Source organism: Vibrio sp. FF266, from assembly GCF_041439695.1.
In the GTDB taxonomy this organism is placed as follows: Bacteria; Pseudomonadota; Gammaproteobacteria; order Enterobacterales; family Vibrionaceae; genus Vibrio; species Vibrio tasmaniensis_A.
Map to the genome: position 1 here is coordinate 13,779 of NZ_JBGOOO010000001.1, position 13,833 is coordinate 27,611.

11 protein-coding genes are annotated in these 13,833 nt (G+C 43.8%); 3 read left to right on the top strand and 8 right to left on the bottom strand.

The genetic code is table 11. The annotated features are described in order from the left end of the window. Positions 1–65: 65 nt before the first annotated feature. Positions 66–386, top strand: coding sequence for a heavy metal-binding domain-containing protein (locus ACED59_RS00060; protein ID WP_004730185.1), 321 nt, complete (start codon positions 66–68; stop codon positions 384–386). 100 nt (positions 387–486) lie between these two features. Here the strand turns inward: ACED59_RS00060 and ACED59_RS00065 are convergent, their stop codons facing one another. The 7 genes from ACED59_RS00065 to ACED59_RS00095 all read right to left on the bottom strand — a co-directional run bounded on the left by ACED59_RS00065 (position 487) and on the right by ACED59_RS00095 (position 10,292). Further along, positions 487–1,743 carry a peptidoglycan DD-metalloendopeptidase family protein gene (locus ACED59_RS00065; protein WP_017098377.1) on the bottom strand — a complete coding sequence of 419 codons (1,257 nt, stop codon included), beginning with the start codon at positions 1,741–1,743 and terminating at the stop codon, positions 487–489. Between the two features lie 147 nt (positions 1,744–1,890). Further along, positions 1,891–2,730 (bottom strand): tetratricopeptide repeat protein, encoded by an 840-nt coding sequence (locus ACED59_RS00070; protein ID WP_009845608.1) that lies wholly within the window; start codon positions 2,728–2,730, stop codon positions 1,891–1,893. 119 nt (positions 2,731–2,849) lie between these two features. Beyond that, positions 2,850–4,628: an ABC transporter ATP-binding protein gene (locus ACED59_RS00075; protein WP_017098378.1), complete on the bottom strand. Its 1,779-nt coding sequence runs from the start codon at positions 4,626–4,628 to the stop codon at positions 2,850–2,852. Further along, a complete protein-coding gene (locus ACED59_RS00080) occupies positions 4,622–6,385 on the bottom strand; it encodes an ABC transporter ATP-binding protein (protein WP_017098379.1) in 1,764 nt (587 codons plus the stop codon). The genes ACED59_RS00075 and ACED59_RS00080 overlap by 7 nt, the downstream gene beginning before the upstream one ends. Before the next feature lie 226 nt (positions 6,386–6,611). Beyond that, positions 6,612–7,145 (bottom strand): hypothetical protein, encoded by a 534-nt coding sequence (locus tag ACED59_RS00085; RefSeq protein WP_017098380.1) that lies wholly within the window; start codon positions 7,143–7,145, stop codon positions 6,612–6,614. Positions 7,146–7,157: 12 nt separating this feature from the next. Beyond that, positions 7,158–9,269: an LruC domain-containing protein gene (locus tag ACED59_RS00090; RefSeq protein ID WP_017098381.1), complete on the bottom strand. Its 2,112-nt coding sequence runs from the start codon at positions 9,267–9,269 to the stop codon at positions 7,158–7,160. A 504-nt stretch (positions 9,270–9,773) separates the two neighbouring features. Beyond that, positions 9,774–10,292, bottom strand: a complete 519-nt coding sequence (locus ACED59_RS00095; protein ID WP_009845614.1) for an NUDIX hydrolase — start codon at positions 10,290–10,292, stop codon at positions 9,774–9,776. Between the two features lie 370 nt (positions 10,293–10,662). Between ACED59_RS00095 and ACED59_RS00100 the strand changes: the two genes are divergently transcribed. Continuing rightward, complete coding sequence (locus tag ACED59_RS00100; RefSeq protein WP_009845615.1) at positions 10,663–10,917, top strand: DUF333 domain-containing protein; 255 nt, start codon at positions 10,663–10,665, stop codon at positions 10,915–10,917. A 211-nt stretch (positions 10,918–11,128) separates the two neighbouring features. Here ACED59_RS00100 and ACED59_RS00105 read toward each other — a convergent pair whose 3' ends face one another. Next, on the bottom strand, positions 11,129–12,007 hold the full coding sequence (locus ACED59_RS00105; protein WP_017098383.1) for a YdcF family protein: 879 nt from the start codon (positions 12,005–12,007) through the stop codon (positions 11,129–11,131). A 375-nt stretch (positions 12,008–12,382) separates the two neighbouring features. On the opposite strand from ACED59_RS00105, the gene ACED59_RS00110 reads away from it, so the two are divergent. After that, on the top strand, positions 12,383–13,753 hold the full coding sequence (locus tag ACED59_RS00110; RefSeq protein WP_017098384.1) for an L-serine ammonia-lyase: 1,371 nt from the start codon (positions 12,383–12,385) through the stop codon (positions 13,751–13,753). Positions 13,754–13,833 lie beyond the last annotated feature (80 nt).

Below are 13,833 nucleotides of genomic sequence, written 5' to 3' on the forward strand. Positions count from 1 at the left end.
ACTAGTAACAACTCATCTAGTAACCAATCATCTAGTAACAACTTATCTAACTTACAGAGGCCATTATGATTATTACCACCACTCAATCTGTTGAAGGCAAACGCATTGTCGACTACAAAGGGGTTATCGCCGGAGAAGCCATCCTAGGGGTTAACGTATTCAAGGATATGTTTTCAGGTATTCGCGACTTCGTCGGTGGACGTTCTGGCACCTATGAAAAGGAACTGGAGAAAGCACGTAACTACGCATTCAAAGAGCTGGAGCAGAAGGCGATTGAAGCGGGTGCAAACGCAGTGGTTGGTGTCGATATCGATTATGAAGTCTTAGGAACAGGTAATGGCATGTTGATGGTATCAGCGAGCGGCACGGCGGTTGTCGTCGCTTAATCGAATCTGAAATTATTTGATTCAATAAATGCTTATTCCAACCTTCGGTTTGTTTATCACCAGAAGGTTGGAATAAGGATAAGCCGTGGCTGAAGTGAATTTAACTCGTTCTGCCTTCTTGCTCAGAGATGATCTCATCAAAAGAGGCAATTCGAGCGAGGAACGCCCCCTTGTCTTTCGGTAATATAGAGCTTGCCAAAGGCAGGTCAGCCTTCATCGCGTCGACCGCCCTTCCACGTACCAACACTTCAAAATGTAAGTGAGGCCCTGTTAAACGGCCTGTTGCACCCGACAACGCAATTTCCTGCCCACGCTTAATCTGTTGCCCTTTCTTAACCAAGAATCGACTCAAATGCAGATAACGAGTTTTGTAAACACTGTTATGTTCTATCACTATGTATTTCCCTGCGTATGGATGGTCACGAAGTGCCACAACCCTACCGTCTCCCGTTGAATAAACGGGTGAACCCACAGGTGTGGCGAAATCAGTACCATTATGCGGCGATACACGTCCAGTCACAGGATGCTTTCGGAATGGGTTGAATGATGAAGTGATTCTTCGGAATTGTTTGTCTATTGGGTATCGATTGAAAGCTTGCTCAAGGCTATTCCCTTCTCGGTCATAGAAACGTCCATCCGCAGCAAGAAAAGCCGCCACTTCCCTATTTCGTAGCTTGATAGAGACCCCTTGCACTTCAGTCTTACCCGTTAAGTGATCTTCCATGTATTGCTCTTTAACCAAAACATTAAAGCTGTCGCCAGCTCTGAGATCTTTGGAGAAGTTAATTTTATCTTTCAGCGTTCGTGTGATATTGGCTATCTGGGCACTGGTTAAACCGGCCTTGTAAGCTGACGTGGAAAAACTACCCTGCACCGCACCTGCGTACAGCTTTTCTTTCCATTCCCCAGGAGTCTCGATGAACTGATAACTAAAACTACCGTCATCATTTTCTGTGTAAACAGCCTGCTCAACCAAGCTCTCATGGTAAATCAATTCGACTAGCTGCTTAGAGTCACTATCCAACAACAACTCTAGATGATCACCAGGCTTGATCGTGTCCAGTTTCAGTGATTCTAGATCGGCCTCAAGTATCTTTTGAGCCGTTCCGTAAGGGAGTTTCCAAGAGGTAAATACATTACTGAGTGTATCCCCAACTTTGACAAAATAATGAACTCTTACCAGAGAACTTGACTCAACGTCTGAACTCGATGGCTTCTCATCAGCCGAAACCACACCTTGGTAAGGTGTAATTTTGATAGCGATGTCTTCTGGTGGTTCAGGAGAAAGAGAAAGATATAAAGCAAGTGAAAATGCGCTGATAGCAGTCACTATCAGGCCAGTGCGGAGGAACTTCATAAAAATACTCAACGGTTATCACAATGAACTTTTCAAATGTTATAACATAACAATTAATTCAATAAAATAAACGAAATGTAAGAAACCGTTCCGTAAAAATGATTAAAAGCATAGTAAGCGTACGAAGCTCACCATGCCATTAAATAATTACTCTTCACAAAGCGCTTCAAAACGATCTAAGCCGCGTAGCATCTCAAAATCTGGCTCTTCAGCTAGCAACTCTCGCATTGAGCCACTGGCTTCGATAGAGCGCTCTAAGTCGTCGATTGCCTGACCTTCAGCACCTAATCTTGCATACGAACAAGCTCGTTGGTACAAGGCGTGAGCATTTTGATCATCCACTTCCAATACACGGTTACATAAGCTCATTGCCCAATGGTATTCCTGCATGTCCATTGCGGCATCAGCTTTATAAGTGAGCGCCTCTAAATCACCAGGGCGGACTTTTAAGATCTCATCGTAAATTTCAATTTTTTGCTCGGCGGTTTGAGCATTTTGCGCTCTCAACCATAAGTTGTGTATTTCATTGATGATTTCAATTTCTCGGTTGTTCTCTGAGATAATTCGAGTCTTACGCTTTAGATCCCTTTCAAGAACGTTAAACTTCTTCTCGTACTCTTGAGCGATAGAATTCAATCGCTGGTCAGCCATCTCTTTGGTTGTGTGCTTGAGTTCTTTAAGCGATTGCCACCCAACTAATGCGATAAGTGAAGCGACACCCGCAATAATGTAGAAAAAATAGGTTACAGTCACGTTGGCGTAATTCAGCGATTTGTCCGCCACAGCGAGCTCACGGTCGGTCATCTGAATAGTCAAACGTCTTTCAAGATCTTGTTGGTCCATTCTTAGCTGCTTCAATTCATCCAAGATATAGCGTTCCATCAACGGTCGATCTAAATAGTCCAATTCTGAGTACTCAACCTCTTCGCTTGCAAAACTCATCGTGCTGAACACCGAGATAACTGCAATCAATAAGATTCGAAGCATTATACATTCCTTATATGTTTCATCTTTAGGCTAACTGTATCTTGTAATAGTCATACAAGCTAGGAAGTCGACAAGTTTGGCTTATTCGTATTAGTTAATAGTTATTTATAGCTCGATAGTCACTCACTTCTACAATCGATTCCTCCAACCACGGACTCTTCCAACAATCCTGCATAAATTCCATTGTGTGCTATTAGCTGTCGATGATTACCTTGCTCAACAATTTCACCCTTTTCCAACACCAAAATCGTATCTGAGTGACGAACGGTACTCAAACGGTGTGCAATCGCAATCACGGTTTTTTCCTTGAAAAGGCGCTGCATTGCTTTTTGAATTAGGTCTTCGGTGATTGAATCTACCGAACTGGTCGCCTCATCAAGCATCATCAATTGACCACCCTGTGCAACCGCTCTAGCGAACGAGATAAGCTGCGTTTGCCCTACAGACAAGTTGGATCCGTTCTTTTCCAAGTGGAAGTCATAACCTTGTGGCAATTGTTCAATAAACTTATCGGCATAAACATAGCGCGCAGCCTGTTCAACCTCAGTTCTAGATAGATGCGTTTTACCCAGCGCGATATTGAATTGGATGGTCTCTTCAAATAAGTGCACGTCTTGCATCATCATTGAGAACAAATGAGCAGAGTCTTCGCTTGAGATCTGAGACAGCTCTATTCCATTCAACAAAATGCTGCCTTCATAGTCTTGGTAGGTTTTAGAGATCAGACGCAGAACCGTCGACTTACCCGACCCCGTCGAACCCACAAGCGCGATTTGATGCCCTTTCTCCAATACAAACGAGACATTCTTTAGAACATATGGAGAGCCGTCTTTGTAACGGAAGCTCACGTTCTTAAACTCTAGGCTCACAAACTGTTCGAGCTGTTTTTCAACCTTGTTAGATGGCAACAGGTTGCGTCCTTCCTCTTCAGTCGGCTCAACAAACAACTCTTCAATATGGTCAAACGCTGCAAATGAACTCTGAATCGAAGCGATCTGCGAAGTAAAGTCACGGATCGGAACAAACACTTTCTCTAAAGTGTTGATGAACGCAATCAGCACACCCAAGGTGAGTGCCCCTTCTATCACTTGCTCAGAGCCATACCAGATCATAATCGCGATGGTGATAGAGGTGATGCCAGAGATAAACGAGAACAAAATCGCATCGTATTTATTGATCTTCTTCTGCGCTCTTAAAAACTCATCAGTATAGCCTTGATAGCGTTGCTCGACTTGCTCTTCCGCTCGGTACATCTGAACGGTTTTCATGCCAAATAAGACTTCTTGTAAAAAGCCAATACCGCGAGCCAGCGAAGAACGAGTCACCTTATACAAAGCACGAAGTCGGTTTCTCACATACACCGTCAAATACATCACCGGTGGCATAATGATCAATACAATCATCGTTAACTGCCAATCAATGAAGAACATCATCACCAACAGAGCAATGGTATTGATACTGTCTTTAACTAGCCCCACAACCGACTGAACAAACGTCTCGCCAATGGTTTCCAAGTCACTGGTTAATCGTGAGAGCGTGACGCCAATCGGTGTGTTATCAAAATAGCTGCGCGGCAGTTTAAGCACACGAGCAAACAACACTGAGCGCATGTCGGTTATCGTGTACTGCCCCGTTTTACGTAGGTTATACGAATAGGTGGTATCCACCACATAGCTCGCCACCAGCACAGCAACTAGATAGAAGACATATTCGAGCAGCCCATCCATATCACCATGACTTAAATGAACATCGATCACTTGAATGATCAGCCAAGGAAACAATAGGCTTGTAATGACAGAGAGCGGAAGCATAGCAATGCCCAGAATCGCAGAGCGTTTGTATTTCTTAGCAAACTTAAAAAAGTGCTTGAGGTACTTGAGATCAACACCTTTTAACATGCTGCTGCCTCCGTTTCATTCTGCTGTAACTGCCATGTATCGTAATAGTAATCGCACGTTTTCAATAACGTCGCGTGGTCGCCCTTCGCAATCACCTTACCTTCGTTCAACACGATAATTTCATCCATATATTCAAGGGCATTAACACGGTGTGAAACCACAAGTACCGATTGATTTTCCAAGCGCTTAAACAAGCCCTCTAAAATCTTACGTTCTGTTTCATAGTCGACAGCCGATAGAACGTTGTCCATGATGATCAGGTCGGTGGGTTGCAATAAAGATCGAGCAATGCTCAAGCGCTGTTTCTGACCACCCGACAACATGATCCCTTTCTCACCGACTAAGGTTTGGTCGCCATGCTCAAAACGTGTAACGTCATTGGCTAACTGACTCAGTTCTAAAACCTCATCAACCTGACTCTTTGCCAAGTCAGTATCTAAGCTACCGAAGCGGATATTGTCTTCGACGGTTGCAGAAAACAGATAAGGGTCTTGCGTCACGGTTTTCACGTAACGGCGCAAATCACTGCGTGAGAAGCTAGTGACATCTCTTTCGCCTAGGAAAACCGAACCTTCTGGAACATCCAAGTGATGGTTCAAGCAATTAACTAATGTCGTTTTACCCGCTCCGATTCCGCCTAGCACACCCACTTTCTTACCTGCTGGAATGTCAAAGCTGATGTCATCGAGAATCAGACGTTCTTCACCTGAATAGCTGAAGCTGAGATTGCGAATAGAAAACGTTTTTCCCTTCAGAGATTCAACATCTAACTCAGTGAGCTTATCTTCATCAAGATCTGGAATTTTTGCATTAAGAATGGTTTGTACACTTTGAATACCTACCATGCCACGCTGATAAATGGTCGCGATTCTGCCAAGCTGCATCAATGGCATAGCCAGTAAAACCGAGTAAGTTAGGAAAGCAGTAATTTCACCGAGGGTTAGCTCTTGTCTCATTAACATGTAGCCACCAAGCCCAAGAATGATGATTTTCATCAGGTCATTGGCGTAGTCGAGTACCGGCATAAAGAAGACTTGAATACGTGTGATTTTAAGGCGGCACTCAAGCAATAACTGGTTAAGCTTTTCAGTTTCGGTTTTCACCCAAGGTGACATCTGCTGGCTCTTAATCAAATCAATCCCAGACAGGTAACTCATTAGCTGAGCAGACAAGTTTTGTAGACGTTTCATGTGCTCTAAATGCAGTGTTTTCATACGCTTGAAGCCCACACGGAAAATCACAAAAGCGATTGAGATAGGAATAATCGAATACAGTGTGAGTTCTGGCGATATGCGCCACATGTAGAGAGGCGTCAGCGACAACGCAAGCAACGCATTGAAGAACTGAAGAAACCCCACACCAAACATCAGTCGGATGCCGCTAAGGTCATTATTCATGATTGAAATTAGCCGACCAGATGCAAAACGTTCATGAAAGCTGCTCGGTAAGCGATTCAGCTTTTGTAGAAGTGTACTCTTTAGTGCTGCTTCTGTAATTCGCCCCGGATTAAGCGCATAGATACGAGACAGAATTCTCACCACCACCATGGCAACCGACATGCCGACCACGATCCAAACATAGGTTTGAAGCTGCTGATGGCCCGTTGTTGAAGCATCCTCAATAAGATCGATGGCAAGTTGGATATAACGAGGTATCTCTACCTGTAACCAGTTAACGAGAAAAATGAACACAATCGCCAGTAAGTACGAGGTGCGATTCATGCGCAAATAATGGGCAACAAACTGTCTTTTATTCATAGTCTTCTTTGTTTAGGGCAGGCTCACCGAGTTTTGGTGATTTCGTAAAGCTAGAAACGAGCGTCACTTAAGTAAAGATACACCTAAAACACCGGATTGATAATATCACTCCATTCATTTTATACAGGTTATCTCAGGTCTCGATGTTAGAAAAATTCACAACAAAAGCGCCTAAAACAACGTTACCGCCTAAATAGCGGTAACGTTGTTTGGTAGAAGATAAAGATTAAAGAATCACGTCTACATTATCGTCCTCAATATTTACAAGGAGTTTCACTTCACTTCCCATTGCCGACGGATACCAGACTTCAACCCATACTTTATCTACATGATTGGGTAAAAGGAGAGTTGTAGAGAACTCAATATCTTGATTGATTGGGCTCCTCAGCACTTGTGAGGTGTAATCGACAACATCACCATTGAATTCTGTATAAATACTCATAAAACCTCGAGAACTTTGCGAGCTTGCTACGTCAACGTTTACAGACACTTCTCTCTCCGTAGAAAAATCAAAACCTTCCGGTATAGATAACTCAGATGATTTAATAGACTGCGGTATCACTACTGGAGCAGGTGTCACCACGTTATTGCTACCAACGGTCGAATTACTCGGAGGAGTGACGGGGACCGGAGCCGTAGTATTGCTCGGAGGAGCGACAGCACTTGGAGATGAAGCGGTACTATCACCTCCACCTCCGCCGCCACAAGCTGAAAGGAATACAAAGCCTACACCACTCAAAATTAGTTTGATTGTTTTCATAAATCCTCCTGATTAATCTTCCGTTGACCAAGTTTTGTTGGCGTTAGGGTTTTGGTACCACGTTGGTTTTGAAGCACCGCCTGATGTAGCCCACTCAGCAAATTCGGGGTACACCTCACTAACATCAATGTATTCTGATGGATGATTCCAAGGTGATGAAATTAAGATACCCCAAGGCATGTTTTGTGTCGTTCGGTAATATTTATCACTAGACGGGTCTGAATCATCTTGTGCAATACCATAGAAATCACTCACTAACGTGCCACGCGACGTTGGTGGGAAGTCCGCAGTATGGATTTCTAAGTCTTTCCCTGGCGATGTAGAGAAACTGTCACCATGGTAATAACCCGCTCCCGCACCAAAGATGAATGGGTCGAAGCCACTTAATGGCATCAGTGAACTCGCTGTGGGCTCGTTTCCAGAAGCAAACGGCAGAGAAATACTGAACGTCATTTGGTCAGCTTCTAAAGTCGGACTACAAGAAGGGTTAGTGCGGTGGAACATACACTCACCGTTAATCGGCAGATCATTTTTTAGGTTCAACGACGCGACAACAACGAGGTCTCCTCCTGGCGATGCAACACTTTTGTCTTCACCCGTAAACGGCGAAATATTTACCCGAGTCGCGCCATTCTTTTGCACTCGAGCCGTTTGAAGATCGACATCTGACTCATCGAAGCCATCAAGCTTCCATCCCAGTCCATTACCATAAGAAGCACCGTAGGCCATTATGGTTCCCGTAATATCCATTCGAAGCACTGCGTCCTCTTTACTTAAAATGGTGGTGCGGTAGTAAACCACAACGTCATTTAAGTCGAAGTCACCAACTTCTGGCCAATTATCTTCGAAGGCCGCTGTATAGTAATTCGAATGTTGAACCGTTGTGCCAGGATCCGTAACGTTAAACACGTAGTCCTCAACTTCACCATCACCAACATAACCGTCACTCGGAATGTTAGGGCTACTCGCTAAACGGAATCGAGTTTGTACGCTCCCAACGACAGCATCATCACCCACTCGAATAGGGACGACTTGGCTTCCATCTACAACAGAATGATTTTTTAATATCTGCTCGTCATCCTCAAAAGATCCATTCATATCCCAGTCAGCCCAAGCTTGCAGATAACCACTCCCCACAACGTTGACATTAATTAAACTGTCTAAGCCGACTTCAAGATTCGTCAACAGTGCAATTCCGTCATCATCATTTCCGCCAACATCCAAATCATCGCCGTTGGATGATGCACCAGGTTGGCCATCTGTATCGGCATCAACACTAGCACCTAAGTACAGTGTGGAAGATATCGCATGCTCAGCACCGTTACTCGCCTGCAACGTTCCATAACTATCAGGAGCGTCACCAAAATCAGATTCATCTGAACTTTCTATTGGCGTAGTAAATCCAGATAAGTCCCAGTTACCGTCAAATGCCGAGAAAATCGGGTTGGGGAAACTACTGCTACTGCTCGTAACCGTTTCAAATTGTAGAGTTACAATCGAGGTATTCTTGTAGGTGAATTTTACAGCACCGGAAGTGTCGGTTTCCGAATAGTTCGTACCTGGCCCGGTGAATAGAACCGACGTTCCATCGGCACTCTCTTCCGCCGTCAAACTCGCGCTAGCACTACCAAGTTGATAACTGTAGAAACCTTCACTTTTAAACACTCTTACTTGCTCCGACTGCACGGGTTCGCCATCAATGTCATAGCCAATCATGTCAAATTCGGGAAGTGTATAAGGCACTGAGAACGTACCTGAAAGTCCATCCGTACCATCATAAAATTCAAAGGTATAGGTTAGACCTGCAGAGCCCGCAGAGTTAGTTTGATAGAGAAAACCAATATCTCCTGAGGGTTGTGTTGCACCAACTTTGTAGTTAGGAGCATGAAACAAAAATGTCGCATCACCGAACACACTACTAGACACTTTGGCATCTATTGTTTTTCCATCATGTGTACCAACGTTGAGGAAGTGCATCGAAGATCCATCATAGGTTGGCCCAGCCCAGGAACTGCTGCCGTTCGTCGCCTCTACATGATTTGAAAAGTCCAAATCTACCGTCGTTGCATAGACAGGGGCACTGGCAACGGCCGTCATAAGATAAATAACTTGCTTGTATTTCATAGTAAACCTCGACTTCTTCTTCGCATGAGCGATTTCCTTGAAAAGTGTGTGAACTCTGAACGGCAAGTTAAAGAAGCGTCTCAGTTAACTCTGAAACAAACTATTCGCATCTTTGTTTATTATGTTGGTGCCGATAAAGCGAGCTGCTTAATACAAATAAGCAAAAGAGAAGCCAAGTTTCCGATCATTTCAAAATCACCGTATAACATTGAAAAATAAGACTTATTTTTCCACATTGAAATTACAGTCAGAATGAAACGGTCTTTTCTTCAAAATAAGAATCAATTTGATGAGAGGTTAGTCAACTTGAAAGTCTGTTAGATAAAGAAACGTTCTATGCTGGTTGGAAACGGATAGGTTGTTTACGGACTGGAGGCGTTTTGCTTAAAACTCAAATTACGATGGGTTAGCTCAACTAAAGGAGGGAGGAATTATTGTTGGTTCATGGTGAACAAAACTGTTTAAAACATTCTACTTTTAAACAGTTTTGATTTATCAAAAGGGTTACAGCATTTCCTTTGCGATTAGATGCAGCAAAAAGGTTTCACGTTCAATGCTCATGCCTTTTTTAGGGCTCTCAGCCATGGTCTTTTCGTTGTGAGCGATCGCTTCATGGATATTCATCCACACCGGTTTCATCCCGTTTTTCACTTCGTAGTCTTCGTAAGCTGTTTCGCCAAGCTCACGATCAATCTTGCATGAGTAGCAGTAAGAAATCATGTGCATTATATCTGCATCATCTTTATACCAAGGACGAAACTCTTCAAAAATACCGAACGGTTTAATACTGTGAATGTTCTTCGCACCCGTTTCTTCTTCAAGCTCACGGACCATACCTGCGATCACATCTTCACCGTCATCCAAACCACCACCAGGAATGGTGTAGTCGTGATAACGCTCTGTATAAAGCATCAAAATGTCTTCGCCATCTAACACAATCGCACGTGCAGCATTGCGCTTATATACCGTCTTATTGTCTAGGTGATCGATATCAGGGTGAATAGTGGTTTTTAGGTGTCTCATGATTCTGACTGCTCTACTGAATTTGGCGGCATCATATCATAATCATCAATAGATTCGACGTTCTCCGTCCCCTGAAAGAACACATAACCTCTGCTTTTGATCGCTGTTCCCCCACTGCTATCTAGTAGAAATAACCATCAAGTAGCACTTTATTGACAGAGACCGTTCCTGTTAGAGCACCAGCTATGCCAGCATGATCAAACACTCAAAAAGCAGTTAAAAATAGCGAAATATCAACCTATTTCAATATCTTGACCAAATTAGAACAACCTTTTCTGAAATCTAAAATATACTAGTTTCATAGAGCTTCTAATCTGGTTCTGTAGAACTTAACGCATTCGATTATAGAGTTATCACGTAGGAGATAAACATGAAGAAAATTGGTTTGATGGCTGTATTTGCCGTTGTGTTGGGCGGTTGTGCAAACGACTATGCAGAATATAGCGAAGGCCAACGTGTTTCAGTGGCTAACCCAGCTGCGGTTTATTGTGTTCAACAAGATGGTGAATTAGACACCGTAACTGAAAACAATCAACGCACTACTTATTGTGTATTTGATGACGGTGAACGTATCGAACAGTGGGAATACTACCGCAACAACCATGAGCAAAAAGAAGAAAGCTAAGCTGCGACATCGTGAACTGTTGACGTCACACCTATACACGACGTTGACCCTTCACTAATGCCACCCTGTCAAATGACATGACATTAGGTAAACTGTTCGCTATCGAGCGGTCGGTTTACCTTACTATACACATCAACTTTGTACACACATCACCCTCATACACAAAGCACCTTTTGGCTACCTACCTGTATTACTAATATTGGTGTTTTCGCTATCTCCACCAGCGATGTGTGTGATCTGATTCTGGATCTAAATAACGATTCAATAAAGTCAGGTTAGTATCGAGCAATGCTAGGTACTCCTTAACTATTTCTATGTCGATTCCGACTGGGGTATTTTGGATGCAGGTCTCCAACACTGGAAGCAAGCTTTCTACGATATCAAAATGAGATGAACGCCCGACTAACTCCTTTGCCGCTAACAAGGCTTCCAAAGACAACCTTTCTGGCTCTCGTCTTACTGAATCCAAATCCCTCTTAAATGCACCCACAGAGACACCTTCAAGATAGACTCGGTAGGTCGTCAGAGCATCCATTAACAGAAACAATTGCCCTTGCTCTGTTTGATGAGGGTATGGCACTGCGACATGAGCCTCTCGCTGAGGATCTATTTGTAGTTCCACCCCAAGTGCAGAGCACTTCTCGACCAAAACCTTAAGCAAACCTTGCTCGTCCATCAGCGATTGAATCTCGAAGATACGTTGTAAGTGGTAGTCATTAGAAACGAACGTCACCGTCACACTCTGCCCGCGTGTAAACAGCCCACTTTCAATCATCTCTGAGGCCAAGTTTTGAATGTTCTCAACCGTATTTGTCGAATGCTGCTCAAGTAAAACCGCCCCTATGGGAAACGGATACTCACGTTGATTTTCAAGCTCTCGAAAATACTCGTGCATCATATCGGCTTCAGAAACGGTTTGGCCTTGTGTCACCCCACCACAGAACGCCACAGCCGTTTGCTGGTTCGACTCTTCAGCCAAAGGCCCAGCCAGATACTCAACTAAAGCATCAACTCGACTGATTCCTTCATTAGTCAATTTATTCTCATTAAGTCGCTTACCTAGCACAATAAGGAGGTGAATAATGCTCATTTTATGTTCAAGTCTCGTTTTAGTGATTAGATGGAGTGAATTATGTATACAATACTTATTAACAAAAGTATTTTGAAATTCTTACATGTTGCTCTCAATAATGCTCACTATTGATAGCAACATCTCGGGTCATACAAGAATAGACGTGTCGCTTTAAAGCAAACATAGCACGCTCTTGTATTTCATCGCTCTATGCTTGTTAACACGAGTTTCAATAAAAGAGACCTTTAAAGCAAAGAACCAGCTCAATCGAAGTACTGTTTCAGCCAAAGAGCTGTTTCAGCCAAAGAACTGCTTCACCCAAAGAAGTGGAACTAACGAAATACAAATTTTACACAGAGTTCGTTCATCGAACCGTCTTCACAGGAAGTTACTATGCTGTCTATTTTTGATATCTACAAAATTGGGGTTGGACCGTCCAGCTCCCACACAAATGGACCAATGATCGCTGGGTTTAACTTTACCCAAAAAATTGATGCTCAGCTTACACAAGTAGAGCGTATTCAAATCGACTTATACGGCTCGTTGTCATTAACGGGTATTGGTCACCATACAGACAGAGCGACCTTATTAGGTTTACTCGGCAACCGCCCCGACACCATTAAAATTACCAGTGCTAACAAAGCAATGCGTAAAGCAATTGAAGATAAGTCTCTACTGGTTAGCGGTAACCATGAAATTCACTTCGACGTAGAAAGCGACTTGCTGTTCCATAAAACCAATCTTCCGCTGCATGAAAATGGCATGACCATCTCTGCTTTTGACGCAAGCGGTAGTCTTTTAGAGATGGAAACATATTACTCAATTGGTGGTGGCTTTATTGCAACCGCTGATGAGCTACAAAACGGCAAGCAAGAAGCAGAAACACAAGTTGAGTTCCCTTTTTCTTCTGCCGACCAACTACTTGAATTGTCAGAGCAGCAAGGGCTTAGCCTTGGTGGCTTAATCCTGCGCAATGAAGTGTCTTTTCAAGGCATGGACGTGATTGACCAGAAAGCCGACCAAATCTGGAAGGTGATGTCTCTGTGCATGCAGCGAGGCTTCGACACCGAAGGCATACTAGATGGCGGTCTAGAAGTGACGCGTCGAGCCCCTGCTCTTTTGAAAAAGCTTGAGGCCAATGCTTCGATTGAAAACGATCCAATGGAGATCATGGATTGGATTAACCTATTTGCCTTTGCTGTAAGTGAAGAAAACGCTGCGGGTGGACAAGTCGTAACATCGCCAACTAACGGAGCGGCTGGCGTTATCCCTGCGGTACTAATGTACTACCACCGCTTCATCAAAGAGCTAGACACCAAGCAGTTGAAAGACTTTTTAGCAGTCTCTGGCGCTATTGGCATCTTGTACAAAACCAACGCTTCGATTTCTGGTGCAGAAGTGGGTTGTCAGGGCGAAGTTGGCGTATCTTCATCAATGGCTGCAGCAGGCTTAACCGCCCTACGCGGTGGTAGCAACGAACAAATCTGCATCGCAGCTGAAATCGCTATGGAACACTCACTAGGTATGACATGTGATCCAATCGGTGGGCTTGTTCAAGTGCCATGTATCGAGCGCAATGCAATGGGCGCAATGAAAGCCATCAACGCATCACGTATGGCGCTGAAACGCACCAGTAAGTGTCTTATCTCGTTAGACAAGGTTATCGCAACCATGTACCAAACAGGTAAAGACATGAACAAAAAGTACCGTGAAACGTCCTTAGGTGGCTTGGCCGTGATCCACATGGCTCCTCCTTGTGAATAACCGCTAAGAACACGAGTCGAGAAAGCCGCTGTAGAGACAGCATTCTCGTAAACGTCGTTTTCGATACCCAAACAGAGCCA

What these genes read in the sequence shown, in the direction of transcription:
- ACED59_RS00060 (WP_004730185.1), top strand. Translation starts at nt 66, where the DNA reads ATGATTATTACCACCACTCAATCTGTTGAAGGCAAACGCATTGTCGAC.
- ACED59_RS00065 (WP_017098377.1), bottom strand. Translation starts at nt 1,743, where the DNA reads ATGAAGTTCCTCCGCACTGGCCTGATAGTGACTGCTATCAGCGCATTT.
- ACED59_RS00070 (WP_009845608.1), bottom strand. Translation starts at nt 2,730, where the DNA reads ATGCTTCGAATCTTATTGATTGCAGTTATCTCGGTGTTCAGCACGATG.
- ACED59_RS00075 (WP_017098378.1), bottom strand. Translation starts at nt 4,628, where the DNA reads ATGTTAAAAGGTGTTGATCTCAAGTACCTCAAGCACTTTTTTAAGTTT.
- ACED59_RS00080 (WP_017098379.1), bottom strand. Translation starts at nt 6,385, where the DNA reads ATGAATAAAAGACAGTTTGTTGCCCATTATTTGCGCATGAATCGCACC.
- ACED59_RS00085 (WP_017098380.1), bottom strand. Translation starts at nt 7,145, where the DNA reads ATGAAAACAATCAAACTAATTTTGAGTGGTGTAGGCTTTGTATTCCTT.
- ACED59_RS00090 (WP_017098381.1), bottom strand. Translation starts at nt 9,269, where the DNA reads ATGAAATACAAGCAAGTTATTTATCTTATGACGGCCGTTGCCAGTGCC.
- ACED59_RS00095 (WP_009845614.1), bottom strand. Translation starts at nt 10,292, where the DNA reads ATGAGACACCTAAAAACCACTATTCACCCTGATATCGATCACCTAGAC.
- ACED59_RS00100 (WP_009845615.1), top strand. Translation starts at nt 10,663, where the DNA reads ATGAAGAAAATTGGTTTGATGGCTGTATTTGCCGTTGTGTTGGGCGGT.
- ACED59_RS00105 (WP_017098383.1), bottom strand. Translation starts at nt 12,007, where the DNA reads ATGAGCATTATTCACCTCCTTATTGTGCTAGGTAAGCGACTTAATGAG.
- ACED59_RS00110 (WP_017098384.1), top strand. Translation starts at nt 12,383, where the DNA reads ATGCTGTCTATTTTTGATATCTACAAAATTGGGGTTGGACCGTCCAGC.